This window comes from Rhodococcus sp. BP22 (genome assembly GCF_014281965.1).
Classification (GTDB): domain Bacteria; phylum Actinomycetota; class Actinomycetes; order Mycobacteriales; family Mycobacteriaceae; genus Rhodococcoides.
This window is the reverse complement of the sequence record NZ_JACFTB010000001.1, coordinates 826331-850883: the sequence shown is the minus strand read 5'-3', so window position 1 is coordinate 850883 and position 24553 is coordinate 826331. Positions and strand designations below refer to the sequence as shown.

Sequence of the window (24553 nt, the reverse complement as noted above, 5' to 3'; positions counted from 1 at the left end):
ACGGGGTCTAATGGAACATATGTTCGAACGAAAGTGAGGTGTCGCTATGGGATGGAACGACGGTCCGCCGACGTGGTCGGAAATGGAACGAGTGTTGTCCGGCCGTCCCTCGCATCCGAAGGTCGTGGACATCGTCGGGGACGGTGGTGACAGTCCAGCGTGGTCGCGCAAACGTGCGGCGTACGAGAAGACGATATCGAAACCTACGACGACCACGGCGTACGCGGAGCTACATGCGCATTCGGCTTTCAGCTTTCTGGACGGTGCCAGCCAACCGGAGGAGATGGTCGAAGAAGCAGTACGGCTCGGGCTCGAAGCCGTCGCCATCACCGACCACGATGGCTTCTACGGTGTCGTGCGCTTCGCCGAGGCAGCAAAGGCGCTGGGCATCAAGACCATTTTCGGCGCCGAGTTGTCGTTGGACACGACGACGTCGAGGACCGGTGAGTTGGATCCGGAGAGCACTCATCTGCTGGTTCTCGCACGTGGGCAAGAGGGGTACCGACGGTTGTCGCGTGAAATTGCCGCCGCTCACCTTGCCGGGGGAGTCAAAGGAAAGCCCCGTTACGATTTCGACGCCCTGTCCAAGGCTGCGGGTGGGCATTGGCAGATTCTCACCGGATGTCGAAAAGGGCATGTTCGACGGGCGTTGGACGCCGGTGGCGTCGAGGCAGCCAGTGCGGCTCTGGCGGATCTGATCGAGAGATTCGGTGCCGACCGAGTGACCGTGGAACTGACTCACCACGGCATACCGGAAGACGACGAGCGCAACGATGCGCTCGCCGAATTGGCACGGAGATTCAGTCTTCCGATCGTTGCTACGACTGCGGCGCACTATGCGACTCCGCGGAGCGGGCGTTTGGCCATGGCGATGGCAGCGGTGCGTGCGCGGAGCAGTCTGGACGACGCCGCAGGGTGGTTGGCGCCCATGGGAGGTACGCATCTGCGATCCGGCGCCGAGATGGCTCGACTGTTCGAGCATCACCCCGGTGCGGTTCGTGGTGCCGTCGAACTGGGTCGAGAGTGTGCTTTCGATCTGCACCTGATCGCCCCACAACTACCGCCGTTCGACGTGCCTGCCGGCCACACCGAAGCCAGCTATCTACGTGCCCTTACGTTCGACGGTGCTGCGCGCAGATACGGCACACCCAGTACGCACCCGGCCGCCTACGCGCAGCTCGAATACGAACTCGACATCATCGAGCGGTTGAACTTCCCTGGTTATTTCCTCGTGGTGCACGACATCGTGGACTTCTGTAAGACACACGACATTCTCTGTCAAGGAAGAGGTTCGGCAGCGAACTCGGCTGTCTGTTACGCCATCGGAATTACGAACGTCGATCCGGTGGCGAACAAACTTCTTTTCGAGCGTTTCCTTGCTCCAGAACGAGACGGCCCTCCGGATATCGATGTCGACATCGAGTCAGACCGGCGCGAGGAAGCCATTCAGCACGTGTACGAGAAATACGGGCGTGCGTACGCGGCGCAGGTGGCGAACGTGATCACGTACCGAGGTAAGTCCTCGGTACGTGACATGGCACGTGCTCTCGGATTCTCACAGGGGCAACAGGATGCCTGGAGCAAACAGGTCACCCGGTGGTCTGGCGTCGGAGATCAGGCAGACAGTGGCATTCCGAAGCCTGTTCTCGAACTCGCCCAGCAGATCGAAGGCTTCCCCCGTCACCTGGGTATCCACTCGGGTGGAATGGTGATCTGCGATCGCCCTATTGCCGATGTCTGCCCTGTCGAATGGGCGACGATGGCCAACCGTAGTGTCTTGCAATGGGACAAAGATGATTGTGCTGCAGTAGGTTTGGTGAAATTCGACATGCTCGGTCTCGGTATGTTGTCGGCGTTGCACTACATGATCGATCTTCTCGTCGAGCACAAAGGGCAACGCATCGACCTCGCGGACATCGATTTGAGTGAGAAAGCCGTCTACGACATGCTGCAGCGGGCCGATTCGATCGGTGTGTTCCAAGTGGAGTCCCGAGCCCAGATGGCGACGTTGCCGCGGTTGAAGCCGAGTGAGTTCTACGACCTGGTGGTCGAGGTCGCACTCATTCGACCGGGTCCGATCCAGGGCGGATCCGTTCATCCGTACATCAAGCGCCGCAACGGAATCGAACCCGTCACTTTCGATCACCCATCGTTGAAGAAGGCTCTCGACCGCACACTCGGAGTGCCACTCTTCCAGGAACAATTGATGCAGATGGCCATCGATGTGGCTGGATTCAGCGCTGCCGATGCCGATCAACTTCGTCGTGCGATGGGGTCGAAGCGTTCGCCGGAGAAGATGAACCTGCTACGTGATCGCTTCTACGACGGAATGCGAGACCTGCACGGCATCACCGGTGACGCGGCCGATCGAATCTACGAGAAGCTTTCTGCCTTCGCTAATTTCGGTTTCCCTGAAAGCCATTCACAGAGCTTCGCCTCGCTGGTCTTCTATTCGTCGTGGTTCAAGCTTCACCATCCTGCCGCGTTCTGCGCAGGTCTGTTGCGTGCACAACCGATGGGGTTCTACTCCCCGCAGTCTCTGGTGGCGGACGCTCGACGGCATGGAGTGCGTGTGCACGGCCCGGACGTCAATGCCAGTTCGTGGTACGCGGATCTCACTGCCGAGGGTTTCGAGATTCGGATGGGACTCGCTGACGTGAAGTACATCGGGCAGGATCTTGCCGAACGCATCGTCGACGCACGCACAGCAGGCGGTCTGTTCGTATCGTTCCTCGATCTCACGGGACGAGTCGAACTGTCCACTACGCAAGCTGAATCACTTGCTACCGCAGGAGCATTGGGGTGTTTCGGGATCACTCGTCGCGAAGCGCTCTGGGCGGCAGGCGCAGCAGCAGGGGAGAGGCCGCATCTACTTCCCGGGCTCGGGGCATCTACTCGAGCGCCCGTATTGCCTGGGATGAGCGATCTCGATATGGCCTCGGCGGACGTCTGGGCTACTGGAGTTTCACCCGATTCGTACCCGACTCAGTTTTTTCGTGAACAGCTGGATGCGCTGGGGGTGATTACGGCGAATCGTCTACTGCAGGTTCCCGACGGGGACCGGGTCCTGGTCGGTGGCGCCGTGACGCATCGGCAGCGACCGGCTACGGCTGCGGGGGTCACGTTCGTCAATCTCGAAGACGAAACGGGGATGGTCAACGTGGTGTGCTCGGTGGGATTGTGGGCCAAGTACCGCAAGCTAGCGCTGACGGCTCCGGCATTGCTCATTCGCGGGAAGGTCCAGAACGCCGAAGGTGCAGCGACGGTGGTGGCCGATCATCTGCAGCTCATGGACCTACGGGTGATGTCGAAATCCCGGGACTTTCGTTAGAGACCGGGCAGGATAATCTGTCGCGATGACCGCACCTGCGTTCGGTGAGATGTGAAACTGCTTCTGCTCGCGGACACCCATGTCCCCACTCGGGCTCGGGCGTTGCCCGAGCAAGTGTGGACGGCCATCGACGACGCCGATGTGGTGATTCATGCTGGCGACTGGGTCGATCTGACTGTATTCGAAAAGATTTCTGCCAGGTCGAAGAGGTTGATCGCGTGCTGGGGCAACAATGATGGTGACGATCTCCGTGCCCAGATGCCCGAATGCGCACGAGTCACGTTGGACGGGGTTCGGATTGCCGTCGTTCATGAGACGGGCAGCTCAGCCGGACGCGAACAGCGGATGGCATCGAAGTACCCGACCATCGATGTTCTGGTGTTCGGACACAGTCATATTCCGTGGGACACCGTGACGGATACCGGTGTGCGGCTGCTCAACCCTGGTTCACCGACCGACAGACGCAGGCAGCCGTTCTGCACCTATATGACAGCCGAGATCAGCGACGGGATTTTGCACGACGTCGAACTACATCGGCTCGATCCACTCCTTCGATCACGCGCTCGCTGATTCGGGGACGTCGCGCGCCTGGTCGACCAGGTCGTGAACCAATCGGATGATGACATCCATGTCCGACATGACTCCGGTACGAAGCTCATCCTGCTCGGCCGGGGACAGGGCCGGTTCATCGTGTCCCTCGAGGGCCATCAGGACATCGATCTTTCCCCGAAGCGTATGCAACGGGCCCATCAGTTCCTCTGCTGCGTCGGTGATCAGACGGTTTTGACGCGCACCGGATTGGGCGAGGGCAGCAAGCATGTCGTTGAAGCTCGTCGCCAGTGATGCAAGCTCGTCGTCACCGGTAACGGCGATCGGTTGCAAATCACCGGTGCGGGCTACCCGTTCGGTGGCATTGCGCAAGCGTTTGACCGGACGCAGTCCGGTCCGAGCTACCGCTGTTCCGGCGATCCCGGCCAAAACGATGAGAAGGGTTCCGATCGCGACGAGTGCAAGTGTCAACTTGCCGAGCAACGGCGCGTTGGATTGTAACGACTCTGCCACCATGACCGTTTCGCCCGATACGGTCCGTTTGGCCGACAGCATGTACCCGCGCACCTCGCGGAGTGATTGATCGGTCGAACCGGTTGCGACCGCCTGTTCGGCGGCATCGAGAGTGCCGTCTGAGTTGGTGAACGGCCGAGACTCAGCGGTGAAGGTCACGAGTTCGCCCTGCGAGGTAACCAACGCAACTTTGATCGCGGGCCCGTCGGTAGTGCCGACTCCGAACCCGAAGAAGGTCGAGGGAACTCCGGACGTGGCACTTGCGATGAGCGCGTCGGCATTTCGAGACACTCGATCAGCCACCTGGGAGCGCAAAGCTTGTTCGGTGACCAGATAGATGGCCAGTGCGCTCACGGCAACCGCCAGAGCTGCCAGACTGATGATCAGGATCCGGATCCGGCTGTGGAGCGAGAAGTTCAATTGCCGACCCCGAGCCACCATCGCGGAGCAGACGATGCCGTAGGCAGCGACAATGATGCCGTAGGCAGTGAAGACGATGCCGTAGGCAGTGAAGACGACATCGCTGAAGTATTACTTCCGGTGCTGAGAACTGTCTGAGAGCAACTCTCCCCGGAGGTCAGTCCCCAGAATGCTCGTCGTCCCCCGTTGCGATAGGTGCACGGCGGGCCTTTTCGAGAACTTCTGTGGTGTGCCCGCCGTGACTGCCCGGGCCGACGTAAGCTTCGGCGCGCATGCGCTCCACCATGTGCGGGTAGTGCAGTTCGAACGCCGGACGCTCGGAACGGATTCGTGGCAGTTCGGTGAAGTTGTGCCGCGGCGGTGGGCATGAAGTGGCCCATTCCAGCGAGTTGCCGTAGCCCCATGGGTCGTCCACAGTGACCACCTCCCCGTAGCGGTAGGACTTGAAGACGTTCCACACGAACGGCAGCGTCGAGGCACCGAGGACGAATGCGCTGATCGTGGAGATGATGTTGAGCGTGGTGAATCCATCGGAGGCCAGGTAGTCGGCGTAGCGACGCGGCATGCCCTCGACGCCGAGCCAGTGCTGGACCAGGAAGGTGCCGTGGAAGCCGAGGAATGTCAGCCAGAAGTGCCACTTGCCCAATCTCTCGTCCATCATTCGGCCGGTCATCTTCGGGAACCAGAAGTAGATGCCCGAGAATGTTGCGAACACCACCGTGCCGAAGACCACGTAGTGGAAGTGCGCCACCAGAAAGTAGGTGTCGGTGACGTGGAAGTCGATCGGCGGGCTGGCGAGCAGCACTCCGGAGAGGCCGCCGAAGAGGAAGGTGATCAGAAAGCCGACAGCGAAGAGCATCGGGGTTTCCAGTGTCACCTGGCCCCGCCACATCGTGCCAATCCAGTTGAAGAGCTTCACACCGGTGGGCACCGCGATCAAGAACGACATGAACGAGAAGAACGGCAACAACACTGCGCCTGTGGCAAACATATGGTGCGCCCACACCGACATCGAGAGAGCACCGATAGCGATCGTTGCGTAGATCAAGGTGGTGTAGCCGAAAATCGGCTTACGCGAGAAGACCGGGAATACTTCGGACACGATTCCAAAGAACGGCAACGCGATGATGTACACCTCGGGGTGACCGAAGAACCAGAACAGGTGCTGCCACAACACAGCTCCACCCGTCGCCGGATCGAACAGGTGCGCACCGAGATGTCGATCCGCCGCCAATCCCAGTAACGCCGCGGTCAACAGCGGGAACGCCATAAGGATCAGGATGCTGGTGACCAGGATGTTCCACGTGAAAATGGGCATCCGGAACATCGTCATACCCGGTGCTCGCAAGCAGATGACCGTCGTGATCATGTTGACGGCACCCAAGATGGTGCCCAAGCCTGCGACGGCGAGACCGAAAATCCACAGATCCGCACCGACACCCGGCGAGTGCAACGCACTCGAAAGTGGGGTATAGGCGGTCCAACCGAAGTCAGCTGCACCACCAGGGGTGATGAAGCCGGATGTAGCGACTATCGCGCCGAACAGGTAGAGCCAATACGAGAAAGCATTCAACCGCGGGAACGCCACGTCCGGGGCACCGATCTGCAGCGGCAGAATGTAGTTGGCGAAGCCGAACACGATCGGCGTCGCGTACAGCAACAGCATGATCGTGCCGTGCATGGTGAACAGCTGGTTGTACTGCTCGTTCGAGAGGAATTGCAAGCCCGGTACCGCGAGCTCGGCGCGAATGAGCAACGCCATCAAGCCGCCGATGAGGAAGAACGAGATAGAAGTCGCGATGTACATGATCCCCAACATCTTGGGATCTGTCGTCGTCACCGCCTTGTGAATGAAAGAACCTTTCGGTCCCATCCGCGGCGGGAAAGGCCTCACCGCTTCCACCGTGGCAGTGGGCTTGGGCTCAACAGCGGTCACTGATCCTCCTGACGATGGAAGTGACCATAATCATAAACCGCTGGAGGAGGAGTTACTATCTTTTGTCGTAGATCAACTCCGGCCAAAGCGCGCCCCGTGCGTATGCACGAGGCGCGCCAAGGGTCAACTTCCGAGGATGCAGAACTGTCCGGAAGCGAGGTTCAACGCGAGAGACAGTGGTCCGACGCAATCGACGCCTGCAGCTTCGGCGGTTGCGCCGGAACCCCAACCGGCGATCGCGATGGTGGTCGAACCTGCGTCTGCCCATGAATGTGCGATGCCGCCGCCGATTGCGCCCGCGTAGGACGTGCCGCCCGCGCGTGACGCGCCGAGGGCCGTTCCGAATCCCGTCGCGTATGTGTTCGAGGTGCCGCCGGTTTCGGCAACGCTGACGGCCGTTCCACTGTCTGCTGCTGTGGCGGTCGCACGCGATCCTTCTGCGGACGTTGCCCCGCAGCTGGCGGTCCCGTCGACGAGAATTTGATTGGCCGACGGAGGGGATACGCACGTCACCGGAGCTGCATTTGCCACGCCGGCTCCAGCGAATCCGGCAGCGACGAAACCGCTGGAAACAGCGAAAACTGCTGCGGTACGGGATAACCGACTAACCGACCGTGAAAGGCCCTGTGATGTCGAGGTGAACGATGCCGAGCGGACGAGCGAAGAAAAAGCGGAGAACAACAGGGGCTCCTTCAAGGAAACGAAATGGGTCGGTGCGGCACACCGTACCCCGGTTCTGCGCTGCGGTCATCAGTGAATTATCCCTACTCCGTGTAACAATTCGGCACGCCCTTGCAGGTCGGCTTCGTTGTCGGGGAGTTGCCTTGCAATCCTTCGATGAAGCGCACTCTGCTCGTCGCATCGGTCGGGTCGTTCGTTCTCCTCGCCGGGTGCAGCGGGAGCAGTGGGGACGGGCAGGTTCCGGCGTCGGATTCGACGTTCACGGCCTCCGAAGCAGATGGATTTGTCCACTGTCACGGTCCAATTCAGCATCGAGGACCTCACTCCGTCACCTGGACCGGACAGCTTCTGGGACGGAATCGTCGCCGGATGGAGTTCGGTTGTCGACACCGGGAGAGGCGCGCTGGTGGCCCTCGGCTGGGCTATTCCGTGGTTGGGAACTCTCACAGTGGGTGCTCTGGTCGTCTACGTCACCGTCAGGATCGTCCGCCGCGACACCACCGAGCGGGTCGAGCGAGAGGGTCGAGCGAGAGGGTCGAGCGAGACGGTCGAGTCAGGGGAGGATGTCGAAGACCAAGAACCGACGTGACCGTCACACACTCCCAGCGAATCCGTGTTGGCGCCATGCCTCGTACATGACGACGGCTGCCGCGTTGGCAAGGTTGAGCGATCGTCGACCCTCGATCATCGGAATACGCAGCTGTTCGGTGACCAGCGGATCGCCGAGCACTTCCTCGGGAAGACCGGTCGGTTCGGGACCGAACAGCAACACATCACCCGGTAGATACGACACGTCCGCGTGAAACTTGCTCGCATGCGCGGTATAGGCGAACACCCGTTCCGGCGCCAATGCCTCCCAGGCGGCAGGCAGGTTCTCGTGGACGGTCACCGAGGCCAGATCGTGGTAGTCGAGTCCGGCGCGCTTGAGTTTGGGCTCGGACATGTCGAAGCCCAGCGGACCGACCAGGTGCAGTTCACATCCGGTGCCGGCGACGAGTCGAATCGCGTTCCCGGTGTTCTGAGGGATACGCGGCTGGAAGAACATGAGGCGAAACACCCGGCTTACTCTGCCATCCGCGGTACCGGGAACAATGGCAGAGGTGCACGAGAAACAGATTATCGGCGAGGACTACTCCGACGCGAGACTCGACCAACAGCAATGGGACGACCGTGAGTACGTGGCGTGCAACTTTCGAGACGCCGACCTGAGCGGCGTGAAGACCACCGCGGTGGTCTTCACGGAATGTGACTTCACCGGCACGGATCTGACCGAATCGGTCCATGTCAACGCGGCTTTTCGCTCCTGTACCTTCGCGCGGACCAACCTGCAACACAGTGTCTTCCGTCATTCGACCATGATCGGCTCGACGTTCGTCGATTGTCGGATGCGCCCGTCGACTTTCGACGAGGTCGACTTTACGTTGGTAGGAATGGGGGGAGCTGACATGCGCGGGATGGACTTGACCGACTGCCGCATGGTCGAGGCGAACTTGGTGAACACCGATCTGCGCAAGGCGATATTGCGTTCGGTGGATCTCAGCGGCGCAAGAACCGTAGGCGCCAAGATGCAAGAAGCCGATCTTCGTGGGGCTCGGATCGACGCACACCTCTGGATGTCTGCGACGGTGACCGGTGCCCGGATCGAATTGACACAGGCGGTCGCATACGCCCAGGCGCACGGGCTTTCGGTCGAGGGCTGACTACTTGCGGACCGGCGTCCGCTCCACCTGCCGGCACCTGGAACAATAGCGATCGTGACTGCGACGATTCTGGACGGCAAAGCAACTCGAGACGAGATCTTCGTCGATCTCACTGAGCGAGTGACAAAGCTACGAGAACACGGGATCGTTCCCGGGCTCGGCACGGTGCTGGTGGGCGATGATCCCGGCTCGGCGGCGTACGTTCGCGGCAAACACAACGACTGCGCCAAGGTCGGTATCACCTCGATTCGCCGTGATCTGCCTGCGGACATCTCACAGGCGGAGCTCGACGCCGTGATCGACGAGCTCAATGCCAATCCTGAGTGCACCGGTTACATCGTGCAGCTTCCACTTCCGAAGCATCTCGACGAGAACGCTGCGCTGGAACGAATCGATCCATCCAAGGACGCCGATGGACTGCACCCGATCAACCTCGGCCGACTCGTCCTCGGTAAGCAAGCGGCGTTGCCTTGTACCCCACGTGGGATCGTCCACCTCCTCCGACGCTACGACGTAGCGCTCGATGGGGCCCATGCTGTTGTCATCGGTCGAGGGGTGACGGTTGGCCGTCCTATCGGTCTGCTGCTCACTCGCAAGAGCGAGAACTCCACCGTCACCCTGTGCCACACCGGGACCAAAGACTTGGCCGCGGAGGTTCGCCGCGCTGACATCGTCATTGCTGCTGCGGGTGTTCCCGGAATCGTCACCGCGGACATGATCAAGCCCGGTGCCGCAGTGCTCGACGTCGGGGTTACTCGAACGGATGAGGGACTGCGCGGGGACGTTGCGCCCGAGGTGGCCGAAGTCGCCGGTTTTCTCTCACCCAACCCGGGCGGAGTCGGGCCGTTGACGAGAGCGTTCCTACTTTCGAACGTGGTCGAGCGAGCCGAGCAGGCTCTCGCAACCACCACTGAAGCGGTCTGACCTTCGATGTGGTCCCAGATTCGCAGGAACCTGCCGCTCGTCATCGTGCTCGTTATCATTGCGGCGGCGCTCGTTCTCGTTCTTGCGGATCGGTGGCGCCGCGGCGCCTTCATATTCGGTGTGGCGACGATAGTGGCCGCAGGCTTCCGGTTGTGCATGCCGGAGAAGAGCGTCGGCCTACTGCAGGTCCGAAGCAGAACCTTCGACGTGTCGGCTATGGCGCTGGTCGGGGGAGCCATCGTGTTGCTGTCGGCGTCGATCGATCCGCTCGGCACTGGCTGAGTATTCGTCCGGTCGAATACTCAGCCGTTGCGACCCGTCGACACGCGCGCATGCTTCATCGTCTCGCCGAGCAGTGCGGACACTGCGCTGGCTTCGGTCAGAAATCCGTCGTGGCCATCGCGTGACTGAATGACTTCGAGACCGCGGCATTCCGGTAGCCCGCGAGCGAGTTCCTTCTGCAGCCGCAAGGGATAGAGCCGATCGGAGTCGACGCCGCCGACGATCGTCGGGACGGTGGCCATGGCCAAGGCAGCGTCGAATCCACCTCGCCCACGTCCGATGTCGTGCCTGTTCATGGCTTCGGTCAACAAGACGTAGGTGCTCGCGTCGAAACGGTCGACGAGCTTGCTCGCTTGATGCTGTAGGTAGCTCTCGATCGAGTACCGTCCGCCCTGCCACGGATCTTCGTCACCTTGTCCGGAGTTGGCGAACCGCAGGTCGAGCTCGCTCTCGGTTCGGTACGTCAAGTGTGCGATCCGACGCGCTATGCCCAGTCCGACCCGTGGGGCGCGGCCGGTTCCGTGATAGTTGCCGCCCTGCCAGTCGGGATCGGACTTGATCGCCTCGATCTGAGTTGTCTGCGTACCGATTTGGTCGGCAGTTGCGCGACCTCCGACCGCGAGCACCAGAGCGGACGCGACGCGATCCGGTTGTCCGACTATCCACTCGAGGGTGCGCATGCCTCCCATCGAGCCGCCGACCACGGCTGCAAACCTGTCGATGCCGAGTACATCGGCGAGAGCTATCTCCGCGGACACCTGGTCGCGGATCGAGATCTCAGGAAAGGTGCTTCCGTACGGGACCCCGCTCGGATTCAGCGAAGACGGTCCTGTCGTCCCACCGCAACCACCCAGCACGTTGGAGGCGATGACACACCACTCGTCCGTGTCGATAGGAGCGCCGGGCCCGACCATCCCGTTCCACCATCCGGGCAAGGCATGAGGCCCTCCGGCAGGTCCGGACACATGCGAGTCCCCGGTCAACGCATGCTCGACGAGCACCACGTTGTCGCGGTTCGGGGACAGCTCACCCCAGCGTTGAACGGCGATGGTGACCTGTGGCAGTGACGCGCCGTTTTCGACGTCCAGCCGACCGATATCGATGTAGCCGAGCCGTCCGTCCGGCGCAGGAAAACCTGCGGCCGAACGGACGTCGTGCACTGAGCCGATGGTCAAGACGCCGCCGCAGCGAATCCGCGCTCGAGATCAGCGACGATGTCGTCGATCCCTTCGATGCCCACCGCGAGGCGCACCAGTCCCGGAGTGACACCCGCAGCGATCTGCTCCTCGGGTGACAACTGCGAGTGAGTTGTCGATGCGGGATGAATAACGAGTGAACGCACATCACCGATGTTAGCGACATGGCTGTGCAGGCTCAGTGCGTCGACGAACTTCTTGCCCGCGTCGATGCCGCCCTTCAGCTCGAAGGCGACGATTGCGCCCTGCCCCTTCGGCGCCAATTCCTGGCCACGTTCGAACCACGGTGAGGACTTCAGGCCTGCGTAATTGACGCTCACCACCTCGCTACGTGCCTCGACGAAGGCTGCTACCTTCTGAGCGTTCTCGACGTGGCGTTCCATCCGAAGGCTCAGCGTTTCGAGTCCCTGGCTGATCAAGAATGCGTTGAACGGTGCGACCGCGGCTCCGATGTCGCGAAGCAGTTGGACCCGAGCCTTGAGGGCGAAGGCCGGTGCACCGAGGTCCGCGAACACCACGCCGTGATAGCTCGGGTCAGGAGTGGTGAAGTTGGCGTGGCGCCCTTGGGTCCAGTCGAAAGTCCCACCGTCGACGATGACGCCTGCGATTGCCGTGCCGTGGCCACCGAGGTACTTGGTGGCCGAATGGACGACGATGTCGGCGCCGTGCTTCAGCGGCTGGATGAGATATGGCGTCGCGACGGTGTTGTCGACGATGAGTGGAAGGCCGTTCTCGTGCGCGATCTCAGACACTCCGGGAATGTCGAAGATGTCGTTCTTCGGGTTCGAGATCGTTTCGCCGTAGAACGCCTTCGTTTTCGGTGTGATCGCAGATCGCCACTGTTCGAGGTCGTCCGGGTCGGAGACGAAGCTGACGGTGATACCCAGTTTCCGCAACGTGTAGTGGAAAAGGTTGTATGTCCCGCCGTACAAGCGCGGGCTGGAGACTATGTGATCGCCTGCTTCGGCGATGTTCAGAATTGCAAGAGTCTCGGCAGCTTGTCCGGAGGCCAAGAGCAGTGCCGCGACGCCACCCTCCAGCGCTGCGATGCGTTGCTCCACGGCATCCTGCGTCGGGTTCATGATGCGGGTGTAGATGTTGCCGGGCTCGGTCAGTCCGAAGAGTGCGGCAGCGTGGTCGGTGCTGTCGAAGGTGTACGACGTCGTCTGGTAGATCGGTAGAGCGCGTGCGCGTGTGACGCCGTCAGCGTTCTGGCCTACGTGGATTTGCTTGGTTTCGAAGCTCCACGACGCGGTGGGATCTTCGATGGGTGAGCCGGCGGCATCTACGACGTCGGGTGTGTTCTCGCTCATGGTGGGTAACTACTCCGTTTTCGATTCAAGAGTGCGATTCGGCTGGGGCTCGGCGTAGCGAACCGGGCGGGGCGTATCGAAGCGACAACACATCGTGAACCTCCTAGGGGCTGGCAACCGGGCATGGTTGTGCTCGGTGTTGGGTTCGCCCCTGGGCGAACCCGCGCTTGTTCTCCGACTACGCGAACGCAGTCGACTAACCAGGTCTTCTCACCCGGGGCACCCCACCGCGGTTGGAGGGTTGCCGGCCAGCAAGCCGGGGCTTTGACGCTGGCACTCATGACCTTCGCAGAATCCTAGCGTGTCCTCCGACACGTGGAATAGCGACACCGTTGTGGATGTAGATCGGGCCGTGACCAGGGCGCACAGTGGTGGGCAGTCAGAGCTTCCCCGATAGGGGCACCAGCTGTGCCGGAGCGGCCAAGCAGTACGCTTGTCTTGTTTCCTCGCACGCTCACGCACTACGCGCGCGGCGTATACGTTCGAAGTCGAGTACACGCACTCGGCCCAGCATCGAAGGGGCTTACTACGGGTGGGACCGCTGATCGACCCACAACGTCGGTTCTGCGAAAACACTGGCAGCTTCGGAAGACGAAAACGGCATACTTCCCAGGAGGACGCGAACCCCACATGTCCAAGATCAAGGTCGAAGGCAAGGTCGTCGAACTCGACGGCGATGAGATGACACGCATCATCTGGCAGTTCATCAAGGACAAGCTCATCCATCCGTACCTCGATGTCGATCTCGAGTACTACGACCTGGGAATCGAATCCAGGGACAAGACGGATGACCAGGTCACCGTCGATGCCGCGAATGCAATCAAGAAGCACGGCGTCGGCGTCAAATGCGCGACGATCACTCCGGACGAGGCTCGCGTCGAGGAATTCGGCCTGAAGAAGATGTGGCGTTCGCCCAACGGGACTATTCGCAATATTCTCGGTGGCACCATCTTCCGGGCACCGATCATCATTTCCAACGTCCCGCGACTGGTTCCGGGCTGGACCAAGCCGATCATCATCGGCCGTCACGCCTTCGGTGACCAGTACCGTGCCATCGACTTCAAGGTCCCCGGACCCGGCACCGTGACCATCACCTACATGCCAGAGGACGGCAGCGAGCCGATCCAGCACGAGCTGGTCAGGTTCACCGAGGAGAGCCTCGGCGGCGTCGTGCAAGGTCAGTACAACTTCAATCAGTCGATCATCGATTTCGCCCGTGCGTCGCTGAATTACGGTTTGCAGCAGAATTACCCGGTGTACTTGTCTACCAAGAACACGATCCTCAAGGCCTACGACGGCCAATTCAAGGACACCTTCCAGGATATTTACGAAAAGGAATTCAAGGCGGAGTTCGACGCTGCCGGACTGACGTACGAGCACCGCCTCATCGACGACATGGTCGCGTCGTCCATGAAGTGGGAGGGCGGATACGTATGGGCCTGCAAGAACTACGACGGCGACGTCCAGTCGGATACCGTCGCGCAGGGTTTCGGTTCGCTCGGCCTCATGACGTCGGTTCTGCTCACGCCGGACGGTAGGACCTGTGAAGCAGAGGCTGCACACGGCACGGTGACTCGCCATTTCCGTCAGCACCAGCAAGGCAAGCCGACCTCGACCAACCCGATTGCATCGATCTTCGCGTGGACTCGAGGTCTCGAGCACCGCGGCAAGCTCGACAGCACTCCCGAGGTCATCGGCTTCGCTCAGGCGTTGGAAGACATTGTCGTCAAGACCGTCGAAGGTGGCCAGATGACCAAGGATCTCGCCGCGCTCGTCGGGGGAGATCAGGGCTATCTCTCCACCGAGGAGTTTCTCGGTGCGCTCGACGAAAACCTGCAGAGGGCACTGAAATAGTTCAGTGGCACAGCTGAGCACCTGCTCGGGTGAGGACAATCACCGAGCTCGGACTCGGAAGTCGGGTGCATCTGGGATGAGAATCGCAGAGGGGGACGTTCCCTACCGGGGGCGTCCTCTTCTTCATGTTCGACGCCGATCAGGCTCCCATCTCGATGAAAAGGTTGTTCTGCTGTGACTGTCACCGATTCCGCGTTCGCCAAGAACGTCAGCGCTGTGCGCGGGCGGGTGTCGAACGGTCCGAGTGACGATCGCAGAACATTGTCCACTCGTCGGCGGCTCGCGATGCTTGCCCTGTCCATCGGCGGCTTCGGCATCGGCACCACCGAGTTCGTTTCCATGGGCCTGTTGCCCGAAATGGCAACGACCATGAACGTCTCCGAGCCGAGCGCCGGACATCTCATCTCGGCCTACGCACTCGGAGTGGTCATCGGCGCCCCCGTCATCGCAATACTGGCAGCACGGGTACCTCGCCGGGTGTTGCTGCTCGCCTTGATGGTCGCCTTCACCCTCGGCAACCTCGGCACGGTCTTCGCGCCGAGTTTCTACGAGTTGATGGTGTCGCGTTTCGTTGCAGGCCTCCCGCACGGCGCCTATTTCGGTGTCGCGGCGTTGGTCGCCGCGCACCTGGCGGAGCCGGGCAAACGCGCCAAAGCGGTGGCCATGGTCATGATGGGTCTGTCGATCGCCAACGTCGTCGGGGTGCCGGTAGCCACGTGGACCGGGCAGTCCTTCGGATGGCGCAGCGCCTTCGGCATCGTGACGGTCATCGGTGCCTTGACCGTCGCCGCGATCGTTGCGTGGATGCCGCGCCTGGACGCAATGCCCACCACGCGGGCGATAACCGAGCTCGGTGCCTTGGGGCGTCCGCAAGTGTGGATGACACTGATCATCGCCGTCGTCGGTTTCGGCGGGATGTTCGCCGTGTACACCTACATCGCAACCACTCTCACCGACGTCTCGGGCCTGTCGAAAGCTTTCGTTCCCGTTGCGCTGATGATTTACGGGCTCGGCATGGTCGCCGGCAACTATGCGGGTGGCCATATCGCGGACCGGATGCTGATTCGGGGGATGTACATCTCGATGACCGCGATCGCCCTGAGTTTGTTCGGTTTCGTGTTCGCGGCGCAGAACCCGTACACGGCCTTGCTGTTCGTGTTTCTGATCGGCGCATCCGGTTCGTCGATGGTGCCTGGTTTGCAGACCCGACTCATGGACGTCGCAGCCGACGCACAGACTCTCGCCGCCTCGCTCAACCATGCCGCGTTCAACCTTGCCAACGCGATCGGAGCAGCCGTCGGTGGTGCAGTGATTGCTGCCGGCTTCGGATACACCGCTCCTGCGGCTGTCGGTGGTGTGTTGGCGCTCGGTGGCATGGTCGTGCTGACTGCCGCGGTGATGATGCAGAAGAAGTCCGACGCGAAAGCCGCGCTCTAGCCGAGGCCCCGCCGGGCGGGTTGTGACTGTGCGGCGCGATCTTCACCGAACCTCCACATTTCCCGTCGTTCCCCTCCATAGCCGACCTCTAGGGTCAGGGACATGAACCGCACAGTCCTGGTCGTCGACGACGAACCGACTATCTCCGACGCTCTTGCCGCGCGCCTGCGTGGTGAGGGCTTCGACGTCGTGACGGCTGCTGACGGTCCCACCGCAGTAGAGGTGTGCGCGAGAACTCGGCCCGACGTGGTGGTGCTCGATGTGATGCTGCCGGGCTTCGACGGGCTCGAGGTGTGTCGGCGAATTCAGGCACAGCGCTCGGTGCCGGTCCTGATGCTCACCGCGAAGTCCGACGAGACCGACATGTTGGTCGGCTTGGGTGTCGGTGCGGACGACTACTTGTCGAAGCCCTTCAGCATGCGCGAGTTGGTTGCCCGCGTTCATGCGCTCGTCCGGCGCTCGGAACGCACGATGGTCGAGGAATCCGCTCCCACGTGTATCGGTTCCATTCGGATCGATCACGATGCACGCCGAGTCTCGGGCATCAACGGTGAAATTCATTTGACACGAACCGAATTCGACATTCTGACCTACCTTGCCTCTCGGCCCCGGACCGCCGTCGGCCGTGACACGCTGCTGGCTGAGTTGTGGGGATGGGAGGACTCGGCGAGTAGCCGTACCGTCGACAGCCATGTGAAGGCATTGCGACGCAAGCTCGGTGGCGACCTCATCAGGACCGTGCACGGCGTCGGCTATGCGTTGGAGGTGCCGCGATGATCTCTGTGACCAGCGTATTCGCATCGATGACGCGCAGGTTGCCGCGCCCGCTCGATCCGCTGGGTTCGTTCAAGTTGAAGGTGTCCTTGATCGTCGGGTTGGTGCTGGCGGCGGCAAGTATCACGTTCTGGTTCGGGGCGGGTTGGCAGTTTCGCTATGCGTTGCTCGCAGCACTCGTCATCTCGTTGGTGGCGACGCAGGTTGTGGCGCACGGGATGACCTCGCCGTTGCGAGACATGACCGTGGCCGCGGGAGCGATGGCGCGAGGAGACTATTCGAGACGGGTGCGCGCTACCTCTCGGGATGAGATCGGGCAGCTCGCTGCGGCCTTCAACACGATGTCGACAGACCTCGAAGCGGCCGAGAAGTATCGACGAGAGCTGATCGGCAACGTCTCGCACGAACTGAAGACCCCTATCGCTGCGTTGCGAGCGGTACTGGAGAACCTGGTCGACGGGGTCAGTGAACCCGATCCCGCAATCCTGTCCGTTGCACTGCGGCAGACGGAAAAGCTCGGTGACCTCGTGACCGAGCTACTCGATCTGTCGCGGTTGGAAGCAGGAGTACTTGTTCTCCGCGAAGAGCGCTTCCTCGTGTACGACTTCCTGGCGGACACGACGAAGGGGCAACCCCGCGTCCATCTCGATGTGGTGCCGCCGAGCCTGTCGATCGTCGCCGACAGAGCTCGACTGACTCAGGTCGTGAACAACCTGGTGGACAACGCCGTTCGGCACGCGCCCTCTGGAACGGACGTCGCTCTCTCGGTTCGGCAGGTCGGTGGCCGACTTCTGTTCGACGTGGTCGACGACGGCCCGGGTATCGCACCCGAAGAACGGTCGAGGGTGTTCGACCGGTTCACTCGCGGTGGCTCCACCGACGGCGGCACCGGGCTGGGTCTGACGATCGCCCGCTGGGCGACCGAATTACACGGCGGCACAATCGAAGTGCTCGATCGCAGTCCCGGATGTCATATCCGGGTATCCATTCCTTGTAACTGAAACAGAAATCAGCTCACCACCACCGCGGCTTACCAGTGCCGTGGAGCTCTGTCATGCCTGCAACAGAAAGAGGTCTTCTCGTGATCATCGTAGACAAGCCCGAAGTCGTTGTGAGAAAGCAGAACTGGTCCCTGTGGCCAGGTCGAGTCTGGCCGGCACGCCGTTACGCAGCAGCGCCGCGCAATGTCTTGATCGGCGCGCTGGTCGTCGGGTGCATCGGTGCGGTCGTTCTCGGTGATCGCGGGATCGGCTACCCCATCACTGCCGTAGCGATCATCTTCGCGGCACTGCGTGCATCGAAGGGCGCACCGACGCGGTGGCAGATGGTCGGTGCTGTGGGAGTCGTCGCCATGAGTTCGATCGCCGCATTCCGTGCAGCAGAGTGGCTCGTGACGCTCGCCGTCGTAATGGCCGTGCTCGTCGCCGGGGTCGTGCTCTCCCGCTCGTGGACGTGGACAGGGGTCGCTCTCGGTGCACTGCTTCCCCTGCTGGTGCCGGCACGCGTACTGCGTTGGTGCACCTGCGGATCGCGCCGGATCGACATGCGGGGACTTGCGCCTGGTCGAATATTTCGCGTCGCCGCCACGACGGCCGTCCTGTTCCTCGTCTTCGCGGGTCTTTTCGCCGGAGCCGACCCGCAGTTCGCCGACGTCCTGTCCAGTGCGACACCGACAGTACGATTCGACAGCGGGTTCACCCGGATTCTCCTCTTCGCACTGGTTGCCGCGGGGACTCTCGCGGTGTCGTACGTCGTCGCCAATCCGCCCCGATTCGATGCTTTGGCTCGGCCGAGCGCCGGATCACTCCGGCTGTGGGAGTGGACTGTTCCGCTGGGATCTTTGGTCGTTCTGTTCACGATGTTCGTCTTCGTTCAGCTCCGAACCCTGTTCGGAGGGCAAGCACACGTCAGGACGACCGACGGATTGACGAACGCCGAATATGCGCGCCAGGGGTTCTGGCAGCTTCTCGCGGTGACGGTACTGACTTTGCTGGTGCTTGCGGTCACGATTCGCAAGGCGTCCCGCGTGTCCGGATCCGACCGCCTCGCACTGCGTCTGCTGCTCGGGGTGCTCTGCGTACTGTCCTTGGTGATCGTCGGATCGGCACTTCATCGCATGTCTCTGTACGAACAGCAATACGGATACACGACGCTGCGAGTGTTCGTCACCGCGGCGGAACTGGGGCTCGGGTCGGTGTTCGTTCTGTTGATGGCCACCGGAGTGTCGATGTCCGGCCGATGGCTACCCCGAGCGGTTGTGGGAAGTGCCGTTCTGGCCGTCCTCGCGTTGGCAGTGATCAACCCCGACGCATATATCGCCCGACAGAACGTCGATCGCTTCGAGCAGACGGGGAAGATCGACACGGCATATCTTTCCCGTCTGTCCGCTGACGCCACCGAAGAACTCGACCGACTCGACGAGCCGTACCGCAGTTGCGCGATCGGCAAAGCGGTAGGAGCGCAGCGGAGTTGGAACGAATGGAATTTTGCCGACTTACAGGCCCGTCGAATTCTGATCGAACAACCGCAGCGAGCATGTGCAGACCATGCGGTACGGTAAACCTGTTCACGGTAATCGAGGAAGGGGATAGCAATGAAGTTCGTCAATCTCGTTGCGACCTACCTCGTTCTACAGATGATGCTCGTCGCGGTCCAAGATTCTGCATTTAGCGCGGCCTTCGGAATCATGCTCGCAGCGGTTGTCATCACCGTCGTGGTGATCTCGGGTCGGCACGGTCTCGTCCAATCGCTTATGCGGACCGATCATGGTCCAGACAACCAGCAAAGTCGTCTTCGCGGATCTTTCCGCAGGCAGCATCGACCTGACGAAGCTGGTCGGCCGATGCCGCGCGCACCCGGTCTCGTGGTGGGGGCGCTCTAAGCAATCGAGTTCTCCCACTCTTTCGCGCTCTGCACCTGCGAGAAATCCACGGGAGAATTGGACATGCTTCACATCAAAGACGCCACCAGGCGTTTCGGCTCGCTGACCGTATTCGACGGCATCAGTTTCAACGTCGACGAGGGCAGCGCCTGCGCCATCGTCGGGTCCAACGGTTCGGGTAAGACAACTCTTTTGCGATGTATTGCGGGAGCGGACCGACTCGACGAGGGAACGATCTCACTGTTCGACGACGTCGTCGACGAATCCTCGCCGGTTTTCCGAGCCCAGGTAGCGTCGGTTCTCGACGACCCGGGCACCTTCCCCCATCTGTCGGTCAGCGAACATCTGCAGTTGGTCGCGGCTGCCCACGGCGCTACCAATGCGTTCGAGGTGGCCACCGAGATCCTGGAGGCAGTGGGACTTCGTCGGGCCGGCGACCAATTGCCGAACACCCTGTCCAGCGGCCAGAAACGCCGCCTTGCATTGGGGTCGGCCTTCGTGAGGCCCCGCAGAATGCTCGTACTGGACGAGCCGGAACAGCGCCTCGACGCCGCCGGCAAGGAGTGGCTCGCATCCGTGCTCGTGCGGGAAAAACAAGCAGGATGCATCGTCGTGATGGCCTCGCACGACCACGGGCTCGTCGACGCCGTAGCCGATACGACTGTGGACGGTGACTCATGGCCACGATAGAGCTTGCGCGAACGCACCCGTCCGCGACGGCGATTCGCCGTCGGATTCGCAGGTGGCGCCGCGAGAAGCAGTCGGTGGAGCTCGGGGATCAACTGGCGGTGTGGGGTCTTCCGATCTTCGTCGGAACCGGCTTGATTTGGTGGCTTATCAGCCGCGAATCGGGGGCCCTGGCTGCCTTCGGCTTCATGCCGGGCGGGGCGGGGAAAATCGAGATCGAGTTCGGTTTAGGCATCACCGCGATCGCGTTTGCGGCCTTGATGAAGGCGGTGGCGACCCTCGGTCCCATCGCAATCGACCCCACGAACCGACACTGGCTGTTCTCCTCTCCGGTCTCTCGCAGAGCACTTTTGGCACCTCGATTCGCGGCGACGACTGCTGCCGGTGCGATCGCAGGGTTACTGCTCGTCCGTGTGTCGACCCTGGTCACCGCAATTTCGGTGCCGTGGTGGTGGTGCGGACTCGTCGGTGCCGCGCTGGGTGCCGGAGTAGTGGGGTTCGGGGTCGTTCGACAGCTGGACCGGCGCGCGGACTCTCTGTATCGTGCGGCTATCCTCATTGTTGTCGTGGTCGGAACAGTGTGCTGTGCATTGTCTTTCGTCTTGGTTCCAACGATTCCCTCCCCGGTGGTGCTCGTTTTCGCATCGAGTGCCGCTGTCGTTTCGGTGATCGGGGTGGCACTCGGTGCGCGCTTCCTTCACCGGTTGAATCTCGTCGCCCTCAGCACCGGATCGGACCTCGCCACCGCCCTGTCGGTGTCGATGATCATGATCGATACCTCGGTGCTGTCCGCGGTTGTGACATCCCGCAAGTGGCGCCTCATCGGTGCCGTGCGATCGCGGAGATTCCGCTGGGGCGGACTCAAAGCGCTGATCGAAGCAGACACCTGGCGTGTACGTCGGGATCACGGCTCGGTGCGGTTGCTCGTCCTCCTGGGCGCTCTGCCATATGTGATCGGTCCGATTGTCGGCCCGGTGACGCTACCGGCTGTGGTGCTCCTGTCTGCGGTGGCAGTGGCCAGCCGGTTCGGGGGAGGACTGCGAGATGTGAATGCGTCGAGTGCCTTTCGCGCACTTCTGGGTGGTAGCGACGTCGGTATCAGACTGGCACACCTCGTGGTGCCTGCGGCAGCGGTCTCGATCGTCTTCGTGGCGTGCTTGCCGATCCTCTGGCACACTTCCGTGCTCGCAGTAGCGGTAATCCCCGTCGTTGCTTTGCTGGCGCTCTATCGATCTACGAGTCGGCCCCCGCTCGATTACGGCGGTCTGATCTTGGAGACGCCAGTCGGTCAGATTCCAGTCGATATCCTTCGTCAATTGCTTCGTGGACCGCTCGTGGTGGCTGCGGCAATAGCCATGCAACTCGTCGTCGGAATGCCGTGAGCAGCGGGTTGATTCGGTCACCGCAACATCGAGCCCACTTGATCGGAGACGCAGCTCGCCGCAGTAGGGCTGTGCACCGCCTACCACGGCGTCGCGCTGGCGCTCGTGTCCGCTGCTCTGGTGTTGACCGGAGTGGCCATCGTTGTTGTTGTCATGGTGGTGGTGTCGATGCACGGGAGTCTGTACGCCATGACCGCGAATCGTCGACGCCCGCAACTCGCGCAACGACAGTGCACAGACCATGCAGTCCGGTGACATCTCGAAGCGTCGAACTATGCACGTAGGACCGAACTATGCCCGTAGAACCTTCTCCATCGGCCGACCCTTCGCCAACTCGTCGACCAACTTGTCGAGAAAACGGATCTTCTGCATCAGTGCATCCTCGACTTCTTCGACGCGCACCCCGCACACCTTGCCGGTGATCAGTGACGTACCAGGGTTGATCTCAGCGTCGGCGAAGAAGTCCTCGAACGTCGTTTCGGCGGCCAGATGCGCGTTCAACGCGGCCTCGTCGAAACCGGTCAGCCACTCGATCACCTCGTCGAGTTCAGCTTTGTTGCGCCCCTTGCGTTCCAACTTCTTCACATACAGCGGATACACGGACGCGAAGCTCGTGGTGAAGATCCTGTGCATGTGGCCGAGTGTAGTTTCACGAGCTGTCGTTGCGGTTTCTCGAGAATTACCTCGCGAAGACCGTCGGTGCGTGAAGCGATGGTGGTGGTGACTTCGAGTGTCGCAGGGCTCGGATACGGTGCCCACGTGCCTATCACCGTATCCACAGTCAACGTCAACGGAATTCGTGCTGCCACGCGTAAAGGAATGCTCCCGTGGTTGGAGGCGACCGAAGCTGACGTGATCTGCCTGCAAGAGACCCGTGCGAACGACGGCGAGTTGACCAAGGCGCTGGCCCCGGCACTGGACGGCGGCTGGCATCTGGCGTCGGCAGAGCCGTCGACCAAAGGCCGCAACGGTGTTGCCATTCTCTCGCGTACCGCTCCGGATGCCGTTCGCGTCGGGATCGGCGCAGAGGAGTTTGCAAAGTCCGGCCGCTACATCGAGGCGGATTTTGCCGATGTGACGGTGGCCAGTCTGTATCTGCCGTCCGGTGAGGTCGGAACCGAGCGCCAGGATGAAAAGGAACGTTTCATGGCGGTCTTCGCGAAATATCTCGCGGAGACGGCGACGTCCGCGATCGCCGACGACCGTGATGTCGTCGTGTGCGGAGACTGGAATATCGCGCCCACCGAACTCGATATCAAAGCGTGGAAGACCAACCGCAAGAAGTCCGGATTTCTGCCTGAAGAGCGCGAGTGGGTGGCCGCACTCCTTGCCCCGACGTCCCCATGGACCGACGTCGTGCGCGAGCTCAACCCTGAGGTAGAAGGCCCGTACAGCTGGTGGTCGTATCGCGGCAAGGCCTTCGACAACGACGCGGGCTGGCGGATCGACTACCAGGTGGCCACGCCTTCACTGGCCGAGCGCGCCAAGGACGCGGTCACCGAACGCGCCGAGGCATACGACCAGCGTTGGTCCGACCACGCCCCGGTCACCGTTCGCTACCGCTAGAACCTGCGCGAAATTCGGTTGCCACTACATGAAAAGATCGTGACCATGTCTGCCCCCGCCACCACCGATACACCGCAAGGTCCGCGACAGCGCGTCCTGTCCGGAATCCAGCCGACTGCCGATTCTTTCCACCTCGGTAACTACCTGGGGGCAGTACGGCAGTGGGTGGCGCTCCAAGACGATTACGACGCGTTCTACTTCATCCCGGATCTGCACGCCATCACCGTTCCGCAGGACCCGAAGGTGTTGCGCCAGCGGACTCGGATTGCTGCTGCGCAACTGTTGGCAGTGGGTATCGATCCGAAGCGATCCACCTTGTTCGTGCAAAGTCAGGTGCCCGAGCACGCTCAGCTCGCGTGGGTCCTCAATTGCATCACCGGTTTCGGTGAAGCCGGCCGCATGACTCAGTTCAAGGACAAGTCCGCCAAGCAGGGGCGTGATCAGACGACTGTCGGGTTGTTCACGTATCCGGTTCTCATGGCAGCCGATGTGCTGCTCTACCGACCCAATCTCGTTCCGGTAGGGGAGGATCAGCGTCAACACCTCGAACTGACGAGAGATCTGGCACAGCGTTTCAACACCCGGTTCAAGAAGACCTTCGTGGTGCCGGATGCTCACATCATCAAGGGCGCGGCGAAGATATTCGACTTGCAGGAACCGACGGCCAAGATGAGCAAGTCCGGTTCCAATCCTGCGGGGATCATCAACATGCTCGACGACCCGGCTGTGTCGGCGAAGAAGCTTCGTTCGGCAGTCACCGACAACGAGCGCGAGATTGCATTCGACCCGGAGAAGAAGGCCGGCGTCAGCAATTTGCTGGTCATTCAGTCGGCGCTGGGAGGCCGATCCGTGGACGCCCTCGTGGAGAGTTACCAGGGCAAGGGCTACGGCGACCTGAAGTCGGATACGGCAGAAGTGCTCACCGAGTTCGTCACGCCGCTTAAAGCCCGGGTCGATGGGTATATGTCCGATATTGCCGAACTGGACCGAATTCTCGCAGACGGCGCGGATCGGGCCAGGGAGGTAGCTTCACGGACATTGGCTCAGGTGTACGACCGAGTGGGGTTCCTGACTCCGCGCTCGTAACAGCTTCGGGAGCGCCGACCAGGCCAGAGACAGGCGAGAGG

The 24553-nt window shown here is 61.5% G+C and carries 23 protein-coding genes and 1 riboswitch; of the genes, 16 read left to right on the top strand and 7 right to left on the bottom strand.

Features of this window, described 5'->3' with window-relative positions; translation table 11 throughout:
- Window positions 1-46 precede the first annotated feature (46 nt).
- Window positions 47-3331: an error-prone DNA polymerase gene (locus H2510_RS03960; protein ID WP_186626984.1), complete on the top strand. Its 3285-nt coding sequence runs from the start codon at window positions 47-49 to the stop codon at window positions 3329-3331.
- Between the two features lie 51 nt (window positions 3332-3382).
- Window positions 3383-3901 (top strand): metallophosphoesterase, encoded by a 519-nt coding sequence (locus tag H2510_RS03955; protein ID WP_186626983.1) that lies wholly within the window; start codon window positions 3383-3385, stop codon window positions 3899-3901.
- On the opposite strand, the gene H2510_RS03950 is transcribed toward H2510_RS03955, so the two are convergent.
- The 3 genes from H2510_RS03950 to H2510_RS03940 form a co-directional block, all read right to left on the bottom strand.
- Window positions 3887-4813, bottom strand: a complete 927-nt coding sequence (locus H2510_RS03950) for a HAMP domain-containing protein (RefSeq protein ID WP_261392683.1) — start codon at window positions 4811-4813, stop codon at window positions 3887-3889. The genes H2510_RS03955 and H2510_RS03950 overlap by 15 nt on opposite strands.
- Window positions 4814-4970: 157 nt before the next feature.
- Complete coding sequence (gene ctaD / locus H2510_RS03945; RefSeq protein ID WP_186626981.1) at window positions 4971-6749, bottom strand: cytochrome c oxidase subunit I; 1779 nt, start codon at window positions 6747-6749, stop codon at window positions 4971-4973.
- Window positions 6750-6872: 123 nt separating this feature from the next.
- Complete coding sequence (locus H2510_RS03940; protein ID WP_186626980.1) at window positions 6873-7430, bottom strand: DUF6764 family protein; 558 nt, start codon at window positions 7428-7430, stop codon at window positions 6873-6875.
- 277 nt (window positions 7431-7707) lie between these two features.
- Between H2510_RS03940 and H2510_RS03935 the strand changes: the two genes are divergently transcribed.
- Window positions 7708-8019: a DUF4349 domain-containing protein gene (locus tag H2510_RS03935; protein ID WP_186626979.1), complete on the top strand. Its 312-nt coding sequence runs from the start codon at window positions 7708-7710 to the stop codon at window positions 8017-8019.
- 3 nt (window positions 8020-8022) lie between these two features.
- Here H2510_RS03935 and H2510_RS03930 read toward each other — a convergent pair whose 3' ends face one another.
- Entirely contained in the window at window positions 8023-8487 is a 465-nt protein-coding gene (locus H2510_RS03930; protein WP_186626978.1) for a tRNA (cytidine(34)-2'-O)-methyltransferase, read from the bottom strand.
- 34 nt (window positions 8488-8521) lie between these two features.
- Between H2510_RS03930 and H2510_RS03925 the strand changes: the two genes are divergently transcribed.
- Genes H2510_RS03925 through H2510_RS03915 form a run of 3 tightly spaced genes read left to right on the top strand, consistent with a single transcriptional unit; the run spans window position 8522 to window position 10336 of the window.
- Window positions 8522-9130, top strand: coding sequence for a pentapeptide repeat-containing protein (locus H2510_RS03925; RefSeq protein ID WP_136169520.1), 609 nt, complete (start codon window positions 8522-8524; stop codon window positions 9128-9130).
- 54 nt (window positions 9131-9184) lie between these two features.
- Window positions 9185-10054 carry a bifunctional methylenetetrahydrofolate dehydrogenase/methenyltetrahydrofolate cyclohydrolase gene (locus tag H2510_RS03920; RefSeq protein ID WP_186626977.1) on the top strand — a complete coding sequence of 290 codons (870 nt, stop codon included), beginning with the start codon at window positions 9185-9187 and terminating at the stop codon, window positions 10052-10054.
- Between the two features lie 6 nt (window positions 10055-10060).
- Complete coding sequence (locus H2510_RS03915) at window positions 10061-10336, top strand: DUF3017 domain-containing protein (RefSeq protein WP_186626976.1); 276 nt, start codon at window positions 10061-10063, stop codon at window positions 10334-10336.
- Between the two features lie 20 nt (window positions 10337-10356).
- Here the strand turns inward: H2510_RS03915 and H2510_RS03910 are convergent, their stop codons facing one another.
- Complete coding sequence (locus H2510_RS03910) at window positions 10357-11511, bottom strand: homoserine O-acetyltransferase (RefSeq protein WP_186626975.1); 1155 nt, start codon at window positions 11509-11511, stop codon at window positions 10357-10359.
- Complete coding sequence (locus tag H2510_RS03905; protein ID WP_186626974.1) at window positions 11508-12845, bottom strand: bifunctional o-acetylhomoserine/o-acetylserine sulfhydrylase; 1338 nt, start codon at window positions 12843-12845, stop codon at window positions 11508-11510. The genes H2510_RS03910 and H2510_RS03905 overlap by 4 nt, the downstream gene beginning before the upstream one ends.
- A 158-nt stretch (window positions 12846-13003) precedes the next feature.
- A riboswitch (SAM riboswitch) is annotated at window positions 13004-13130 on the bottom strand.
- Between the two features lie 345 nt (window positions 13131-13475).
- On the opposite strand from H2510_RS03905, the gene H2510_RS03900 reads away from it, so the two are divergent.
- The 8 genes from H2510_RS03900 to H2510_RS03865 all read left to right on the top strand — a co-directional run bounded on the left by H2510_RS03900 (window position 13476) and on the right by H2510_RS03865 (window position 21860).
- Entirely contained in the window at window positions 13476-14699 is a 1224-nt protein-coding gene (locus H2510_RS03900; protein WP_186626973.1) for an NADP-dependent isocitrate dehydrogenase, read from the top strand.
- Between the two features lie 174 nt (window positions 14700-14873).
- Window positions 14874-16136, top strand: coding sequence for an MFS transporter (locus tag H2510_RS03895; RefSeq protein ID WP_397517313.1), 1263 nt, complete (start codon window positions 14874-14876; stop codon window positions 16134-16136).
- A 102-nt stretch (window positions 16137-16238) separates the two neighbouring features.
- Complete coding sequence (locus tag H2510_RS03890; protein ID WP_186626972.1) at window positions 16239-16913, top strand: response regulator transcription factor; 675 nt, start codon at window positions 16239-16241, stop codon at window positions 16911-16913.
- Window positions 16910-17911, top strand: a complete 1002-nt coding sequence (locus H2510_RS03885; RefSeq protein WP_261392682.1) for a HAMP domain-containing sensor histidine kinase — start codon at window positions 16910-16912, stop codon at window positions 17909-17911. The genes H2510_RS03890 and H2510_RS03885 overlap by 4 nt, the downstream gene beginning before the upstream one ends.
- A gap of 53 nt (window positions 17912-17964) precedes the next feature.
- Window positions 17965-19470, top strand: a complete 1506-nt coding sequence (locus H2510_RS03880) for a DUF4153 domain-containing protein (protein WP_186626971.1) — start codon at window positions 17965-17967, stop codon at window positions 19468-19470.
- Window positions 19471-19503: 33 nt separating this feature from the next.
- Entirely contained in the window at window positions 19504-19791 is a 288-nt protein-coding gene (locus H2510_RS03875; protein WP_186626970.1) for a DUF6412 domain-containing protein, read from the top strand.
- Window positions 19792-19854: 63 nt separating this feature from the next.
- The gene (locus H2510_RS03870) at window positions 19855-20481 is read left to right on the top strand and encodes an ABC transporter ATP-binding protein (RefSeq protein WP_186626969.1); all 627 of its coding nucleotides are present in this window, start codon (window positions 19855-19857) and stop codon (window positions 20479-20481) included.
- On the top strand, window positions 20469-21860 hold the full coding sequence (locus H2510_RS03865) for a DUF6297 family protein (protein WP_186626968.1): 1392 nt from the start codon (window positions 20469-20471) through the stop codon (window positions 21858-21860). Before H2510_RS03870 ends, H2510_RS03865 begins: the two co-directional genes overlap by 13 nt.
- A 291-nt stretch (window positions 21861-22151) precedes the next feature.
- Here H2510_RS03865 and H2510_RS03860 read toward each other — a convergent pair whose 3' ends face one another.
- Window positions 22152-22493, bottom strand: a complete 342-nt coding sequence (locus H2510_RS03860) for a DUF2200 domain-containing protein (protein WP_186626967.1) — start codon at window positions 22491-22493, stop codon at window positions 22152-22154.
- 78 nt (window positions 22494-22571) lie between these two features.
- On the opposite strand from H2510_RS03860, the gene H2510_RS03855 reads away from it, so the two are divergent.
- Together H2510_RS03855 and trpS are read left to right on the top strand one after the other, a co-directional pair.
- Window positions 22572-23426: an exodeoxyribonuclease III gene (locus H2510_RS03855; RefSeq protein WP_222438321.1), complete on the top strand. Its 855-nt coding sequence runs from the start codon at window positions 22572-22574 to the stop codon at window positions 23424-23426.
- A gap of 45 nt (window positions 23427-23471) precedes the next feature.
- Window positions 23472-24512 carry a tryptophan--tRNA ligase gene (gene trpS, locus H2510_RS03850; protein WP_136169511.1) on the top strand — a complete coding sequence of 347 codons (1041 nt, stop codon included), beginning with the start codon at window positions 23472-23474 and terminating at the stop codon, window positions 24510-24512.
- The last annotated feature ends 41 nt before the right edge of the window (window positions 24513-24553 follow it).